The organism is Mycobacterium sp. NBC_00419, from assembly GCF_036023875.1.
Lineage (GTDB): Bacteria > Actinomycetota > Actinomycetes > Mycobacteriales > Mycobacteriaceae > Mycobacterium.
Genome location: NZ_CP107931.1, coordinates 4,182,228 through 4,197,067 on the forward strand (window position 1 = coordinate 4,182,228; position 14,840 = coordinate 4,197,067).

The 14,840-nt window shown below is 67.9% G+C and carries 19 protein-coding genes; 8 read left to right on the forward strand and 11 right to left on the reverse strand.

Annotated features, from left to right (window positions below; translation table 11 throughout):
- Positions 1-3 precede the first annotated feature (3 nt).
- From OG976_RS19990 to aroA, 3 genes are read right to left on the reverse strand one after another with little or no spacing between them, the layout of a single operon-like run.
- Positions 4-861 carry an aldo/keto reductase gene (locus OG976_RS19990; RefSeq protein WP_328352567.1) on the reverse strand — a complete coding sequence of 286 codons (858 nt, stop codon included), beginning with the start codon at positions 859-861 and terminating at the stop codon, positions 4-6.
- 43 nt (positions 862-904) lie between these two features.
- The gene (gene rsgA, locus OG976_RS19995; RefSeq protein WP_328352570.1) at positions 905-1,894 is read right to left on the reverse strand and encodes a ribosome small subunit-dependent GTPase A; all 990 of its coding nucleotides are present in this window, start codon (positions 1,892-1,894) and stop codon (positions 905-907) included.
- Positions 1,891-3,183, reverse strand: coding sequence for a 3-phosphoshikimate 1-carboxyvinyltransferase (gene aroA / locus OG976_RS20000; protein WP_328352573.1), 1,293 nt, complete (start codon positions 3,181-3,183; stop codon positions 1,891-1,893). Before aroA ends, rsgA begins: the two co-directional genes overlap by 4 nt.
- Before the next feature lie 43 nt (positions 3,184-3,226).
- Here aroA and OG976_RS20005 point away from each other — a divergent pair, with 43 nt between their 5' ends.
- Entirely contained in the window at positions 3,227-3,988 is a 762-nt protein-coding gene (locus OG976_RS20005; RefSeq protein WP_328352576.1) for an SOS response-associated peptidase, read from the forward strand.
- A 55-nt stretch (positions 3,989-4,043) separates the two neighbouring features.
- Entirely contained in the window at positions 4,044-5,582 is a 1,539-nt protein-coding gene (locus tag OG976_RS20010; RefSeq protein ID WP_328352579.1) for an aldehyde dehydrogenase family protein, read from the forward strand.
- Between the two features lie 23 nt (positions 5,583-5,605).
- Here the strand turns inward: OG976_RS20010 and OG976_RS20015 are convergent, their stop codons facing one another.
- Positions 5,606-6,454, reverse strand: a complete 849-nt coding sequence (locus OG976_RS20015; RefSeq protein WP_328352582.1) for an SDR family oxidoreductase — start codon at positions 6,452-6,454, stop codon at positions 5,606-5,608.
- A 5-nt stretch (positions 6,455-6,459) separates the two neighbouring features.
- Positions 6,460-6,951, reverse strand: a complete 492-nt coding sequence (locus OG976_RS20020; protein WP_328352585.1) for an aminoacyl-tRNA deacylase — start codon at positions 6,949-6,951, stop codon at positions 6,460-6,462.
- Positions 6,952-7,196: 245 nt separating this feature from the next.
- On the opposite strand from OG976_RS20020, the gene OG976_RS20025 reads away from it, so the two are divergent.
- Both OG976_RS20025 and rsrA read left to right on the forward strand, forming a co-directional pair.
- Positions 7,197-7,844 (forward strand): sigma-70 family RNA polymerase sigma factor, encoded by a 648-nt coding sequence (locus OG976_RS20025; protein ID WP_328363811.1) that lies wholly within the window; start codon positions 7,197-7,199, stop codon positions 7,842-7,844.
- Entirely contained in the window at positions 7,841-8,137 is a 297-nt protein-coding gene (rsrA, locus tag OG976_RS20030; protein ID WP_328352588.1) for a mycothiol system anti-sigma-R factor, read from the forward strand. Before OG976_RS20025 ends, rsrA begins: the two co-directional genes overlap by 4 nt.
- Positions 8,138-8,174: 37 nt before the next feature.
- Here the strand turns inward: rsrA and OG976_RS26840 are convergent, their stop codons facing one another.
- A complete protein-coding gene (locus OG976_RS26840) occupies positions 8,175-8,249 on the reverse strand; it encodes a 50S ribosomal protein bL37 (protein WP_369299095.1) in 75 nt (24 codons plus the stop codon).
- Positions 8,250-8,366: 117 nt separating this feature from the next.
- On the opposite strand from OG976_RS26840, the gene OG976_RS20035 reads away from it, so the two are divergent.
- Together OG976_RS20035 and OG976_RS20040 are read left to right on the forward strand one after the other, a co-directional pair.
- Entirely contained in the window at positions 8,367-8,582 is a 216-nt protein-coding gene (locus OG976_RS20035; protein ID WP_328352591.1) for a biotin/lipoyl-binding carrier protein, read from the forward strand.
- Between the two features lie 5 nt (positions 8,583-8,587).
- A complete protein-coding gene (locus OG976_RS20040) occupies positions 8,588-10,084 on the forward strand; it encodes a sensor histidine kinase (protein WP_328352594.1) in 1,497 nt (498 codons plus the stop codon).
- A gap of 87 nt (positions 10,085-10,171) precedes the next feature.
- Here the strand turns inward: OG976_RS20040 and whiB1 are convergent, their stop codons facing one another.
- Complete coding sequence (whiB1, locus tag OG976_RS20045) at positions 10,172-10,426, reverse strand: transcriptional regulator WhiB1 (protein ID WP_328352597.1); 255 nt, start codon at positions 10,424-10,426, stop codon at positions 10,172-10,174.
- Positions 10,427-10,664: 238 nt separating this feature from the next.
- A complete protein-coding gene (locus OG976_RS20050; RefSeq protein ID WP_328352600.1) occupies positions 10,665-11,633 on the reverse strand; it encodes a diacylglycerol/lipid kinase family protein in 969 nt (322 codons plus the stop codon).
- Positions 11,634-11,714: 81 nt separating this feature from the next.
- Between OG976_RS20050 and OG976_RS20055 the strand changes: the two genes are divergently transcribed.
- Positions 11,715-12,200 carry a GtrA family protein gene (locus OG976_RS20055; protein ID WP_328352603.1) on the forward strand — a complete coding sequence of 162 codons (486 nt, stop codon included), beginning with the start codon at positions 11,715-11,717 and terminating at the stop codon, positions 12,198-12,200.
- A 16-nt stretch (positions 12,201-12,216) separates the two neighbouring features.
- A complete protein-coding gene (locus tag OG976_RS20060; protein ID WP_328352606.1) occupies positions 12,217-12,609 on the forward strand; it encodes a hypothetical protein in 393 nt (130 codons plus the stop codon).
- Here OG976_RS20060 and OG976_RS20065 read toward each other — a convergent pair.
- The 3 genes from OG976_RS20065 to OG976_RS20075 are packed head-to-tail and all read right to left on the reverse strand — an operon-like array spanning position 12,586 to position 14,791.
- On the reverse strand, positions 12,586-13,089 hold the full coding sequence (locus OG976_RS20065) for a GNAT family N-acetyltransferase (protein WP_328352609.1): 504 nt from the start codon (positions 13,087-13,089) through the stop codon (positions 12,586-12,588). The genes OG976_RS20060 and OG976_RS20065 overlap by 24 nt on opposite strands.
- Positions 13,086-14,183, reverse strand: coding sequence for an isochorismate synthase (locus OG976_RS20070; protein WP_328352612.1), 1,098 nt, complete (start codon positions 14,181-14,183; stop codon positions 13,086-13,088). The genes OG976_RS20065 and OG976_RS20070 overlap by 4 nt, the downstream gene beginning before the upstream one ends.
- The gene (locus tag OG976_RS20075; RefSeq protein ID WP_328352615.1) at positions 14,180-14,791 is read right to left on the reverse strand and encodes an acid phosphatase; all 612 of its coding nucleotides are present in this window, start codon (positions 14,789-14,791) and stop codon (positions 14,180-14,182) included. Before OG976_RS20075 ends, OG976_RS20070 begins: the two co-directional genes overlap by 4 nt.
- Positions 14,792-14,840 lie beyond the last annotated feature (49 nt).

Genomic DNA, 14,840 nt, shown 5'->3' on the forward strand with positions numbered 1-14,840 from the left:
GGGTTACTTCGGGATCCAGGCGAAGGTGTCGGGGTCCGGCCCGCGCCGGCCCGCTTCGCCCTTGTCCAGTGCGGTCAGTTCATCGATCTGATCGTCGCTGAGCTCGAAGTCGAAGATGTCGATGTTCTCCCGGATGCGCTCGAGGCTCACCGATTTGGGGAACACGATGTCACCGCGCTCGATGTGCCAGCGCAACACCACCTGGGCCGGGGACTTGTCCACCTTCTGCGCGATCTGACCCACCACCAGATCGTCGAGCACGGCGCCCTGGGCGATCGGCGACCACGCCTCGGTCAAGATGGTGTGCTCGATACCGTAGGCGCGCACCGCGTCATTGGTGAAGTACGGATGTACCTCGATCTGGTTGACCGCGGGCACCGTCTCGGTGTCGCGGGCCAGTTGCTCGAGATGGTGGATCTGGAAGTTGGACACCCCGATGCTGCGGGCGAGGCCCTCGGATTTGAACTCCTCCAACGCCTTCCAGGTCGAGACGAAGTCACCGTCGTAGAGAGTCGGCAACGGCCAGTGGATGAGGAACAGGTCGACGTAGTCGAAGCCGAGGGCCTCGATGGTCGCGTCGAATGCGCGCCGCGCATCGTCGGGCTTGTGGAAGCCGTTGTTGAGCTTGCTGGTGATGTACACCTCGGAGCGGTCGATCCCGGCGTCACGGACGCCTTGGCCGACACCCTTCTCGTTCTGGTACATCTCGGCGGTATCGATGTGGCGGTAGCCGATCTCCAGGGCCGTGCGAACCGCCGCCGCTGTCTCGTCGGGCGGGATCTGGAAGACCCCGAAGCCGAATTGGGGGATGGTGTTGCCGTCGTTGAGCGTGATCTGGGGAACCTGGGAGCTTGCGGTCATGACTTCTGGAGTGCCTCTCTGTCGCCTATGTCAAACAAGTTAGTCAGTACGCGGCGGCTTCGCTCAGCGCGGCCAGCAGACGCCGGGCGGCATCCACCCGTCGCGCCTGCGGCCCGGTCAGCCCGTCTAGCGCGCATTCCGGGTCGGCAGGCGGTCCCAGGTGCCCGCATCCGCGGGGGCAGTCGTCGATCGCATCTGCAAGATCGGAAAAGGCCCGCAGGACGTCGTCGGGCTCCACGTGGGCCAGGCCGAACGATCTGATCCCCGGGGTGTCCACCACCCAACCGCCCTCGGGCAGCGGCAGCGCCACCGACTGGGTCGACGTGTGCTTACCCTTGCCGACACCCGATACCTCGCCGGTGGCCCGATCTGCCTGCGGAACAAGACGATTGACCAGGGTGGACTTGCCGACCCCGGAATGTCCCAGCAGCACGGTCACCTTCCCGGTGAGCAGCGGCATTACCTCGTCGAGTGGGTCGTCGCGCCCCGCGATGATGACGGTGATGTCCAGATCGGCGAACTGCCCGGCGAACGGCTCGGCCGGGGCCAGGTCACTTTTGGTCAGGCACAGGATCGGCCGCAAGCCGCCGACGTAGGCCGCCACGAGTGCCCGGTCCACCAGGCCGGTCCGTGGCGGCGGGTCCGAAAGGGCCACCACCATCAGCAGCTGGTCGGCGTTGGCGACGACCACCCGCTCGGTCGGGTCGGTGTCATCGGCGGTGCGCCGCAACACCGTTCGGCGATCTGCTCGCCGCACGATGCGCGCCAGCGAGTCCGGGCGGCCGGAGAGGTCACCGACGACGTCGACCTGGTCGCCGACGACGATCGGGGTGCGGCCGAGTTCACGTGCCCGCATCGCCGTCACCGGACGGTCGGGGTCACCCCCGAGTACGCAGCCCCAGCGCCCGCGGTCGACGGTGACCACCATGGCCGACACCGCGTCGGCATGTTCGGGCCGGGTCTTGGTGCGGGGACGCGAGCCACGGCCCGACCGGATCTTGACGTCGGACTCGTCGTACTCGCGTTGTCTCAATCGCGCCCCAGCAGCTCGGCCCACATCCGCGGGAAGTCCGGCAGCGTCTTGGCGGTGGTCGCAATGTCCTCGACCGCGACATCGGGCACCCGGAGCCCCACGATCGCGCCGGCCATCGCCATCCGGTGATCGGCGTAGGAATGCCAGCTGCCACCGTGCAGCGGGCGGGCGGTGACGACCAGACCGTCGTCGGTCTCCGCACAGTCACCGCCGAGGGCGTTGATCTCGGTGCTCAGCGCCGCCAGCCGATCGGTCTCGTGGCCGCGCAGATGCGCGATTCCGGTCAGCCTGGACACCGAGCCCGGTTGGGCCAGCGCGGCCAGCGCCGCTACCGCCGGGGCCAGTTCGCCGACATCGTGCAGGTCGACCTCGAAACCCGGGTACCCGCCGGCCGCGCCGCGCACCTCCAGATACGAATCAGCCTGGTGCACAGTCGAACCCAGGAGCTTCAGGATGGACAGTATGGTGTCAGCCGGCTGCACGCTGGTCCTGGGCCACCCAACGATGCGCACCGCGCCGCCGGTGGCCACCGCCGCGGCCAGGAACGGCACCGAGTTGGACAGGTCCGGTTCGACGTCCCAGTGCCGGGCTGCCACGGGTCCGGGCGCCACCTGCCACTGATTGGCCACCGTGTCGTCGACCTCGACGCCGGCCTCCCGCAGCATCGCCACCGTCATCTCGATGTGCGGCGCCGACGGTACCGACGTACCCGTGTGCACCACTGTCACGCCGGTCCGGAAGGACGCTCCCGACAGCAGCAGCCCGGAGACGAACTGCGAGGACGCCGAGGCGTCGATGTACACCGTGCCGCCGCGGACGCTGCCGGTTCCGCGAACCAAGAACGGCAACCCGGTGCCCTCGATATCGACGCCCAGACCGCGCAGCGCGTCGAGCAGGGGAGCAATCGGGCGGGCCCGGGCCTGGTCGTCGCCGTCGAATTCCACCGCCGCTGTGCTCAAGGCGGCCAGCGGCGGGACGAACCGCAACACCGTGCCGGCCAGTCCGCAGTCGATGCGGGCCCGGGCAGTGGCAGGGGTGAGGGCGCCGCCGATGGTCAGATCGGCACCGTCGCCGTCGACGGTCAGGCCCAGCGTCTGCAGCGCACCGATCATCAGGTCGGTGTCGCGGCTGCGCAGCGCCCCGCTGATCGTGGTGCTTCCCTGCCCCTGCGCAGCGGCCAGCCCGGCCAGGATCAGGGTGCGGTTGGTCTGCGACTTGGAGCCCGGCACCGTGACGGTGGCGTGCACGGGCGCGGGTGCGCTCGGTGCCGTCCACAGTTCGGTGCTCACGGCTACATCCTGCCTTGTCGCACCCGTGGGTAACCATGGACGTATGTGCGGACGATTCGCGGTCACCACCGACCCGGCCCTGCTGGCCGAAAAGATCCAGGCCATCGACGAAGCCACGGCGGCGGGGGAGAGCCGGGGGGCCAACTACAACGTGGCGCCCACCGCCACCGTCGCGACCGTCGTGCGCCGCCACGACCAACCCGAGGACACCGCCACCCGCCGGGTGCGGCTGATGCGGTGGGGGCTGGTCCCGCCCTGGGTGAAGGGCACCGCCGAGGGCACCCCGGAGAACAAGGGCCCGCTGCTGATCAACGCCCGCGCCGAGAAGATCACCACCTCGCCGGCCTTCCGCGCCTCGGCCAAGAGCAAGCGCTGCCTGGTGCCGATGGACGGCTACTACGAATGGATGCCGAATCCGGACACCCCGGCCGGCAAGAAGGCCCGCAAGACGCCGTACTTCATGCACCGCGCCGACGGCGAGCCGTTGTTCATGGCCGGGCTGTGGTCGGTGTGGCGGCCCGAGAAGGACGCCAGCCCGTTGCTCACCTGCACGATCATCACGACCGACGCCGTCGGCCAGCTGGCCGAGATCCACGACCGGATGCCGCTGATCGTCGAGCAGGGTGACTGGGACCGCTGGCTGGACCCCGACGAGCCGGCCGCCGCCGACCTGCTGGCCGCCCCGCCCGATATCAGCGGTCTCGCGGTGCGGGAGGTATCGACCCTGGTCAACAGTGTCCGCAACAACGGGCCCGAGCTCATCGAGCCCGCCGAGGCAGACAACCAACCGGTTGGCCTGTTCTAGTGCGGCGGGTGCCGCTACGCTCACAGGCACATTCCGCCCAGCGAGAGGAGCGGCCATGACCGCGGTCCAACCCAAGTCCGATCAGGCCATCATCACCGTCCGCAACCCGGCCGACGGCCGGGTCGCCGGCACCGTCCCGATCGACGGTCCGGAGACAGTGGCTGCCAAGGCCCGGGAGTTGCGGCTGTTCCAGCAGGAATGGGAAGAGATGGGCGCGCGCGGCCGCAAGGTCTGGATGCTCAAATGGCGCGACTGGATTCTCGACAACACCGACCACCTGACCGAGGTCCTGATGTCGGAGACCGGCAAGTCCCGAGGCGACGCCATGCTCGAGCCGGTGGCCCTGGCCGACGCGATCAAGTACTGGTCGGGCAACGCCGAGGAGTTCCTCGCCGACCGCCACCCCAAGCCGCACAGCCTGCTGTTCAAGGTCAAGAAGCTGACCACGGTGTACCGGCCCTACCCGCTGGTCGGGATGATCGAGCCGTGGAACTTCCCGCTGGCGATGCTCGCCCTGGACGTGGTGCCCGCGCTGGCGGCCGGCGCGGCGGTTCTGCTCAAGCCCTCTGAGGTGACGCCACTGTCGGCCGTCGAGTTCGTCCGCGGCTGGAATGAGGTCGGCGCTCCGCCGATCCTGGCCCTGGCCACCGGCTACGGCGACACCGGCGCCGCGGTGATCGACAACGCCGACTACATCCACTTCACCGGGTCCACGGGCACCGGCCGCAAGGTCGCGGTGGCGTGTGCACAGCAGCTCAAGCCGTTCAGCCTGGAACTCGGCGGCAAGGACCCGGCGATCGTGCTGGCCGACGCCGACCTCGACCGCGCCGCCAACGGCATCGCCTGGGGCGGGATGTTCAACTCCGGCCAGGTGTGCATCTCGGTGGAGCGGGTCTACGTCGAGGCCCCGGTCTATGACGAGTTCGTCGCCAAGCTCACCGAGAACGTCCGCGCCATCAAGCAGGGCCAGGAGAGTGAGGGCGCCAGGTTCGACACCGGCGCGATGGCGACCGCCGCCCAGCGCGACATCGTCGACCGGCACGTGCAAGAGGCCGTCGCTTCGGGCGCGCGGGTGCTGGCCGGCGGCAAGCCGACCGGGGTCGGGACCTTCTTCCAGCCGACCGTGCTGGCCGACGTCACCCCGACCATGTCGTGCATCGCCGAGGAGACGTTCGGTCCGACACTGCCGGTGGTCAAGGTCGCCGACGAGGACGAAGCGGTCCGGCTGGCCAACGACTCCCAGTACGGGCTGTCCGCCAGCGTGTGGACCGGGGACGTCGAGCGCGGTGAGCGGGTGGCCCGCCGGCTGGAGTGCGGTGCCGTCAACATCAACGACGCGCTGACCAACGTGTTCTGCCCGTCGCTGCCGATGGGCGGCTGGAAGGATTCTGGCATCGGCTACCGCTCCGGCGGCGCCAGCGGGCTGATCAAGTTCTGCCGGCAGCAGGCCATCACCGCGCCCCGGATCCCCACCCAGAAGTCCGAACTGATGTGGTACTCGTCCTCGAAGCGCCAGGGCAAGATCGCGATCGCGGCGATGCGGGCCATGGCGGGCACCGGCGTGCGTCGCTTCGGGCTGCGCCCGAAGAACTAGCACAGCGGGCTGCGCCCGAAGAACTAGGCGGGCGAGTACCCGGGCGGGTTGGGGGTGTCGACCCACAGGTCGACCCCCAGCTCGGAGCCGGGGATGCAGTCGTAGACCGACAGGTCGGTGACCCCGGCGTCGAGCAGCACGTCCTCGCACAGCAGGGAGTGCCCGGTGAACTCGCGCGCCGGCTTGCTCAGCACCGCGTACGCGGCGTCGGAGTACACCTCCGGCTTGCGTGAGCGGGCCATCGCCTCGTCGCCGCCGAGCAGGTTCTGCACTGCCGCGGTGGCGACCATGGTGCGCGGCCACAAGGTGTTCGAAGCAATGCCCTCTGCGCGCAGCTCCTCGGCAATTCCCAACGCACACAACGTCATTCCGAACTTCGCCATCATGTACGGCGTCGGCTTGAGCCACTGCGATTCCAGCCGGATCGGCGGCGACAGCGTGAGGATGTGCGGGTTCTCCCGGCCCTTCATATGCGGGATACAGGCCTGCGAGACGGCGTAGGTGCCGCGGACCTGGATGCCGTTCATCAGGTCAAAGCGCTTCAACGGCACCTCCTCGATGGAACCGAGGTTGATCGCCGAGGCATTGTTGACGCAGATGTCGATGCCGCCGAACTGTTCGACGGCTGCTGCCACCGCCGCGGCCACCGAGTCGCCGTCGCGCACATCGCCGACGATCGGCAGCGCCTGGCCGCCGACCTCTTCGATCTCCTTGGCCGCGGTGTAGATGGTGCCCGGCAGCTTGGGGTGCGGCTCGGTGGTCTTGGCCACCAGCGCCACGTTGGCGCCGTCGGCCGCGACGCGCTTGGCGATGGCCAGGCCGATACCGCGGCTGGCTCCCGAAATGAACAACGTTTTGCCTGCGAAGGTCATGAGACTCACCCTAGGGCGCGAATATCAGCGGTGACCGCCAGGGTGATCCGAACCAGATTTTCGGGTGCCAGCGCCACGTCCCAGCCCCGTTTCCCCGCGCTGCACGCCACCCGGTCGAACGTCAGCGCCGAGCCGTCGATCACGGTCGGCAGGCGCTTGCGCTGCCCCAGCGGCGAGATGCCACCCAGGACGTATCCGGTGGACCGCTCGGCGGCCGCCCGCTGCGCCATCGTCGCCTTGCCCAGGCCCAACGCCGAGGCCGCGGCCTTCAGCGACAGCTTCCACGGCACCGGCAGCACCGCCACCGCGAGCCCAGCGGGTCCGGCGATGATCAGCGTCTTGAAGATCTGCTCGGGCACCAGGCCCTCGCTGGCCAGAGCGGTCACCGCCTCCTCACCGAACGACTCCGAGCGGGGGTCGTGGTGATACCGCAGCACCTCGTGGTCGACACCGGCCGCCACCAGCGCCGCGATCGCCGGAGTTGCCGCACCTGCCACGCCGGTCAGCGTAGGCGGGGAATTACCCGGGTCGCCAATCCCGTTATGTGGTGTGGCTAGGCGCGGTCAATACGACCGCACACGAAAAAATCTTGGCCACGGTCCTAGGATTGGAAGGAGAGAAGCCGGTGTCGGTCTCCATGACTCTGGTGCGCGACGAGCTCACGCTGTCGTTTCTCATCCGTCCGATACCGCTGCCGGAGCTCCGAGTGGGCGCCGCGGCAGAAGGGACCATGTCAATCACGATGACTGACACCGAAGGCACCGACGGGTCCGGCGCTGCCGATACCGCCGTGCGCGAACCCGACGAGGAGCTGCTGGCGCGCTTCGAGCGTGACGCGATCCCGTTGATGGACCAGCTCTACGGCGGCGCGCTGCGCATGACCCGCAACCCCGCCGACGCCGAGGACCTGGTGCAGGAAACCATGGTCAAGGCCTTCGGCGCGTTCCGGTCGTTCCGCGAGGGCACCAACCTCAAGGCGTGGCTGTACCGGATCATGACCAACACCTACATCAACAGCTACCGCAAGAAGCAGCGGCAGCCTGCTGAGTACCCGACCGACGAGATCACCGACTGGCAGCTGGCGGCCAACGCCGAGCACACGTCAACCGGACTGCGTTCGGCCGAGGTGGAAGCTTTGGAGTCATTGCCCGACTCCGAGATCAAGGAAGCGCTGCAGGCGTTGCCGGAGGAATTCCGGATGGCGGTGTACTACGCCGACGTCGAAGGCTTTCCGTACAAGGAGATCGCCGAGATCATGGATACCCCGATCGGGACAGTGATGTCCCGTCTGCACCGCGGTAGGCGCCAGTTGCGCACGCTGCTCGCTGACGTGGCCAAGGAACGTGGTTTTACCCGCGGCCAGGATGCGGCGGAGGAGGTGTCGTCATGAGCCAGGACTGGAGCCCCCCGATCGGGCCGGTGGACCCCGACCACCCGGAGTGCGCCGCCGTGATCGCCGAGGTATGGACGCTGCTCGACGGGGAATGCACCTCAGAAACCCGTGAGCGGTTGCGCCACCACCTCGAGGAATGCCCGGCCTGCCTGCGGCACTACGGGGTCGAGGAACGCATCAAGACGCTGATCGCCGCCAAGTGCAGCGGCGAGAAGGCTCCGCACTACCTGCTCGAGCGGGTACGCCTGGAGATCAGGCGGACGACGATCATCACCCGCGAAGAGCCCTGAAACGAAAAAGTGCCCGGCAGATTGCCGGGCACTTTTGTCAGCTGTTGGGTCGCTTGCCGTGATTGGCTTTGCTGTGCTTGCGAGCTTTCTTCTTACGGCCGCGCTTGGCCATGGTGTACCTCCAGGGTTTTGATCGTTACCTCCAGTGTCTCACGGCGCCATCACACCGCTGACCACCCGGTCGTGTGGTTCGATAGGACAGCATTTCAACGACAGAGTGAGGGTGGAGATGGCCGAGGATGTTCGCGCCGAAATCGTGGCCAGTGTGCTCGAGGTCGTGGTCAGCAAGGGTGATCAGATCGGCGCAGGCGACACCCTCGTGCTTCTGGAATCGATGAAGATGGAGATCCCGGTGCTGGCCGAAGTGGGCGGCACCGTGACCGAGGTCAACGTGTCCGTGGGTGACGTCATCCAGGCCGGCCACCTCATTGCCGTGATCGACTAACTCCCGTGTCGACCCTCGGTGACCTGCTCGCCGAGCACACGGTGCTGCCGGGCAGCGCCGTGGACCACCTGCACGCGGTGGTCGGCGAGTGGCAGCTGCTGGCGGACCTCTCGTTCGCCGACTACCTGATGTGGGTGCGCCGCGACGACGGCGCGCTGGTGTGCGTCGCGCAATGCCGGCCCAACACCGCCCCGACCGTCCTGCTCAAGGACGCCGTCGGCACCGTCGTCGCAGATGCCGATCTTCCGTTCGTGATCGAGGCGTTCACGTCGGGGGAGATCGGTCTCGGCGGGGGAGACCCGTCCCTGCGTGAGCCCGGCCTCAACGTGGAGGCCGTGCCGGTGCGCTGTACCAACCAGGTGGTGGCGGTACTGACCCACCAGACCGCGCTGGCGGAGCGGCGCACCTCCTCGCCCCTGGAGAAGGCCTACCTGGACTGTGCGGGCAACCTGCTGCACATGGTGTCGGAAGGCACCTTCCCCAACGTCGGTGACCTCGCGGTGTCGCGGTCCAGCCCGCGGGTGGGTGACGGCTTCATCCGGCTCGACGTCGACGGTGTGGTGGCCTACGCCAGCCCGAACGCGTTGTCGGCCTATCACCGGATGGGCCTGTCGGCGGAGCTGGAGGGCCACAACCTGGTCGCCATCACCCGGCCGCTGATCTCCGATCCGTTCGAGGCTCAGGAGTTGGCCGCGCACGTGCGCGACTCGCTGGCGGGCGGCTCCAGCATGCGTATGGAGGTCGATGCCGGCGGCGCCGCCGTGCTGCTGCGCACACTGCCGTTGGTGGTTCACGGCGCCGCTGCCGGGGCGGCGATGCTCATCCGGGATGTCACCGAGGTCAAGCGCCGCGACCGCGCTCTGTTGTCCAAGGACGCCACGATCCGCGAAATCCATCACCGGGTGAAGAACAACCTGCAGACGGTCGCAGCCCTGCTGCGGCTGCAGGCCCGCCGGACCAACAACGAGGAGGGCCGCGAGGCACTCATGGAGTCCGTGCGCCGGGTGGCGTCGATCGCCCAGGTGCACGAGGCGTTGTCGATGTCGGTGGACGAGGAGGTCAACCTCGACGAGGTCATCGACCGCATCCTGCCGATCATGAACGACGTGGCCCGGGTCGACGCGCCCATCCGGATCAACCGGGACGGCGCGCTGGGCGTCCTCGACGCCGACCGTGCCACCGCGATGGTCATGGTGATCACCGAGCTGGTCCAGAACGCCATTGAGCACGCATTCGACCAGTCGGCCAAACAAGGCTGCGTGACGATCCGGGCGGAACGCTCAGCGCGCTGGCTGGACGTCGTGGTCCACGACGACGGGCGCGGACTGCCTGAGGGATTCTCGCTGGAGAAGTCCGACCGGCTGGGCCTTCAGATCGTGCGGACGCTGGTCTCCGCCGAGCTCGACGGATCGCTGGGAATGCACGACGTACCCGGTGGCGGAACCGATGTGGTGTTGCGCGTTCCGATAGGTCGGCGTTCGACCGCGCGGGTCCCGCAATAGCAAAGTGTGATGCGCAATACATTCAAATAAAAAGTCGCGGCCCCGGCATTTGCCGGGGCCGCGACTTTACGTATTGCGAAGTGGAGGTCAGACCCCGGTGCGGGCCCGGGTGCGAGCGTTGCGGCGCTTGAGCGCACGACGCTCGTCTTCGCTCATACCGCCCCAGACGCCGGCATCCTGGCCGGAGTCCAAAGCCCAGGTCAGGCACTCAGTGGTGACCGGACAACGGTTACAGACGAGCTTCGCATCAGCGATCTGTGCGAGTGCCGGACCGCTGTTCCCGACCGGGAAGAACAGTTCCGGATCCTCGTCACGACAGACCGCCTTGTGGCGCCAATCCATTAGTCGCTACTCCTTAACTGTGTGCGCAATACGGCGCACTGTCTTTTACTTCGGCTGTTAACGCGTGCACACAAATGTTTCTGCGTTGTTGCATCCGATCGTTTCACAGCCGTGGCGGATGTCAATAGAACTCAGTTAACACGTGTGCAATCTCACTGCGGGGGTGGGTTCTCGATGCCCTCACCCGTTTGTACTAGACTCAACCCACTTGCGCTCTAAATCCACATGTGATCTTGCATCAGTGCTGGTCAGCGCCTTGGTTAGCTGATGGAGCGACCACGTTCACGGCCTCCGGAACTGCACGGAACGTCATTTCTGAGCGCAGGCCAAGAAAATCTCCGTCGATCTGACAGGCAACCGGGTCGGCGCTCGTGATGCGCACCCACGCCAGGTCGTCGTCCCGGATCAGGTGCTTGGCCTTGATGACCGGTCTCTTGGACAACATCCGCCGCACCAGCATCAGGTTTCGCCAGACGTTCATGCTGGTCGTCGCGAACACCCCCAGCCCCGTCTCGAACGTCGTCTCGGGGTTGGTCCACACCGGTCGGGTGTTGGCGTAGGTCCACGGGCTGGAGTTCGACACGAAGGCGAAGTGCACCCCGCTCACCGGCTCGCGGCCCGGCAACTCAAGGGTCAGCCGCGGTTCCTTGCGCACGTTGGAGAGCATCTCGCGCACCGCGATCCGGATGTAGCGGCCCGCGGTGACCTTGCGGCCCTTGGCGCGCTGGGCCTCCACCGCGGCCACCACGTCGCCGTCGACTCCCATACCCGCGGTGAACACCGCCCAGCGCTCGCCGCAGTCCATCAAGCCGATCCGCCGCCAGGGCGAACCGTTGCGGTGGGCGCTGATCAGGTCGATGAGCTGGTTGGTAGCCTCGATCGGGTCGGGGCTGATGCCCAGCGCACGGGCGAAGACATTGGCCGACCCGCCGGGCACCACGGCCACCGCGGGCAGCGAGTGCACCACTGCGGGGGGCTTGCCCAACAGCCCGTTGACCACTTCGTTCACCGTGCCGTCGCCGCCGTGGACGATGATCAGGTCGATACCGTCGCGCCGGGCGGCCTCGGCGATCTCGATCGCGTGTCCGCGATGGTCGGTATGCACGACGGAGAGGTCCACGCGGCTCTCCAGCGCGTGCGCCAGAAGATCGCGGCCGGCCGCGGTGGTCGAGGTGGCGTTCGGGTTCACGATCAGCACGGCGCGCACAAGGTAAGAGCCTATCGGCGCGAGGTGCCCCTGTCGGAGAGAGTTTGCCTAGTCATCACGTAGGGGTCAGCTGCCGGTGGGATGCTCGCACCCGTGGTCGTCGATCCCGGTGCCCGGCTGCCGAATTTCGTCGACCGGTTTCACTGGGCCTGCGTCGCGGTCTCCGAACGCTTGCCTTTCGGCCTGAAAAAGGTTGTGCCCGCTACACTTCTGGGCTTCGTTGTCATCAACAGCGCCACCTTCGCGCTGGACCTGGTACTGCTCACCGTTCTGCACGGTCTGCTGCGGCTGCCGTTCGGGCTGGCGGTGTCGCTGGCGTACGGGTGTGCCTTTGCGGCCAGCTACGTGCTCAATCGCACGTTCAACTTCCGGTCACACGCGCCGGTGGGCCCGCAGGTGGCCGTCTATGTGGTGGTCGTGGTGATCAACTACCTGGCGTTCATCCTCGGGGTGTCGAGCGCACTTCTCGCCCTCGGCGTGGATTACCGGATCGCCCGGATCGGGGCGGGCGCCTGCGAGGGCATCTTCATGTACTGCGCGATGCGCTGGGTGGTGTTTCGGCGCTGACGTTAGGCTCTGGCCCGTGACCGTTCCTGCACCCGCACCCGTGCGCCAGGCAGCCGTGCTGGTGGCCCTCGAAGGTGCTGCCGCGGTGGTGGCCGCGGTGGTGTTCGTGATCCGCGGGCTCGCCGGTGCCGACCAGCACGTGGTCAGTGGTTTCGGCAACGCCGCCTGGTTCGTTCTCGTCGGCGCGGGCATCCTGGCCGGGGCGTGGGCACTGTGGACGGGCCGGCGGTGGGGCCGCGGGATCGCGGTGTTCGCCCAGCTGCTGCTCCTGCCGGTCACCTGGTACATCGGCGTGGGCTCACACCAGTGGGCCTACGCCATCCCCATCGCCGTGGTCGCCATCGCGGCGCTGGTGCTGCTGTTCAGCCCGTCCACGCTGCAGTGGCTAGGTGCCCTCGACGAGCGGTGAGGATTCGGCGGCCAGCACCGCCAACTGCGGGCCCGAGACCCGATAGGTGATCCACTCCGACATCGGCTTGCCGCCGACGGCGTCATAGAGCGCAATGGCATTGACGTTCCAGTCCAGCACCGCCCAGCTCAGCCGGCTGTAGCCGTTGTCGACGCACTCGCGGGCCAGGGTGGCCAACATGGTGCGGGCCAGTCCGCGGCGGCGGAACTTCTCCCGCACGAACAGGTCCTCGAGGTACACCCCTGCCACGCCGTCCCAGGTGGAGAAGTTGCGGAACCACAGCGCGACCGCCGCCGGCTCGCCGTCGACCTCGGCCAGGTGGCAGAAACCGACCGGGTCGTCGCCGAAAAGCGCTGTGGTGAGTTGGCTTTCGACGACCGTGCACTCCTCGGAGGCGTGCTCGAACTCGGCCAGCTCGCGGATCATCGTGACGATCGCGGATTCGTCACCCGGCCGTGCCCGCCGGATCTGTGTGGTCATTGCGGTACTCCCAATGCTGACAGGATTGTCCTGAATTTCGTTGTGGTCTCCGCGACTTCGTCGTCCGGGTCGGATTCGGCGACGATACCGCCACCGGCCAGGGCCAGGGCCTCGCGCCGGTCTGCGGACAGCTGCGCGCCACGGATCGCCACCACCCAGCGGCCGTCGCCGCGGGCATCACACCAGCCGACCGCGCCGGCGTAGAAGCCGCGGTCGCCCTCCACCTCGGCGATCAGGTCCACCGCCGCCGCGGTGGGAACACCGCCTACCGCGGGCGTCGGGTGCAGTGCAAGAGCCAAATCGATTGCGGTCGTTGAGGTATCGCGCAACGTGCCGCGGATGGGGGTGGACAGATGCCACAGCGCGGCGGTGCGGCTGAGCTGAGGTTCGGCTGCCACGTCCAGATCGGTGCACAACGGTCCCAGTGCGGCACGCATGGTGTCGACGACGAGTTGGTGCTCGTGACGATTCTTGGCCGAGTCGGCGAGTGCCGCGCCGTTGGCCGCGTCGACGGCCGGGTCGGCCGAACGCGCCGCCGAACCGGCGAACGGCTGGCAGGTCACCTGGTCTCCGCAGCGTGCGACCAGCAGCTCCGGGCTGGCGCCCACCAGCGCGGTGCCGGCGTAGTCACCACCGGCCGGCGAGAGATCGGTCAGATAGGCGGTGGCTTCGGGATCGTCGTCGACCAGCCGGCGCAGGATCATCCGCTCATCGAGGGTGCCGTCGGCGACCAGGCGCAGAGCTCGCGCCAAAACCACCTTCTGCAAACCATTTTCGGGATCGGTAAGCCTCGTCAAGGCAGTGCGGATGCGCGTGCGGTGCTCGTCGGGAGGCGGCAGGGTCGCACCGATCCGCACGTTCGGCAGCGCGGCCACCGGCCAGGCGGGCAGCGCGTCGGCGAACGTCACCGATCGAGGGGTCAACAGTGCGGCGGCGCCGCGCACGTCGAACGGCAGCGCTCCGACCACCAGGTCGGCCGAGCCGTCGGCCAGTGCCGCCGAGGCCGCAGCGGCAGTGTCGTAACCCGCCCTGATCCCGTCGGCGACGACCGTCCCGGCCGGTCCGTGCAACACGAACGAGGGAGAGGCCGTCACGTCCCGGTGACCGGCTCTCGGTGGTTCGTCAAGCCCAGTGCCGAGAGTTGCCGTAGGCCGTACTCGAAGGCGCACACCGCGACCGACGCCGCCCCGAACCCGTAGCGCGCGCCCTCGCGCAGCGGCTGCTCGACCCAGCGGGTCACCACCGAACGGGAGAAGTGGCCGTGGCCGACGAACACCACGTCGCGCTCCACCATGTGCTCCAGGGCGTAGGAGACCGCCTGGTCGGCGCGCATGCTGACCTGGTCCACGCTCTCACCGCCCGGGCAGCCGTAGGTCCACAGCAGCCAGCCCGGGGTCTCGGTGCGGATCTCGTGGGTGGTCAGGCCCTCGTAGTCGCCGTAGTCCCACTCGGCGAGCAGAGGAGACACCTCGTCGACGGTGAGTCCGGCCAGTGCTGCGGTGGTCAGCGCGCGCTTGCGGGGCGAACTGATCACCAGCGGGTTGTCCAGCGCCAGATGCTCGAGTGTCAGCGCCGCCAGAACGGCCTGCTCGCGACCGTGATCGGTCAGGTCCAGGTCGGTGGTGCTGGTGTGCTTACGATCCCGGGACCATTCGGTCTCGCCGTGCCGTAACAGGACCAGACGATGGGTGCCGACGCTCACGTCCACTCATTCTGCCCGATGACCAGGCGGGGTGTGGCAGGCGGGACGC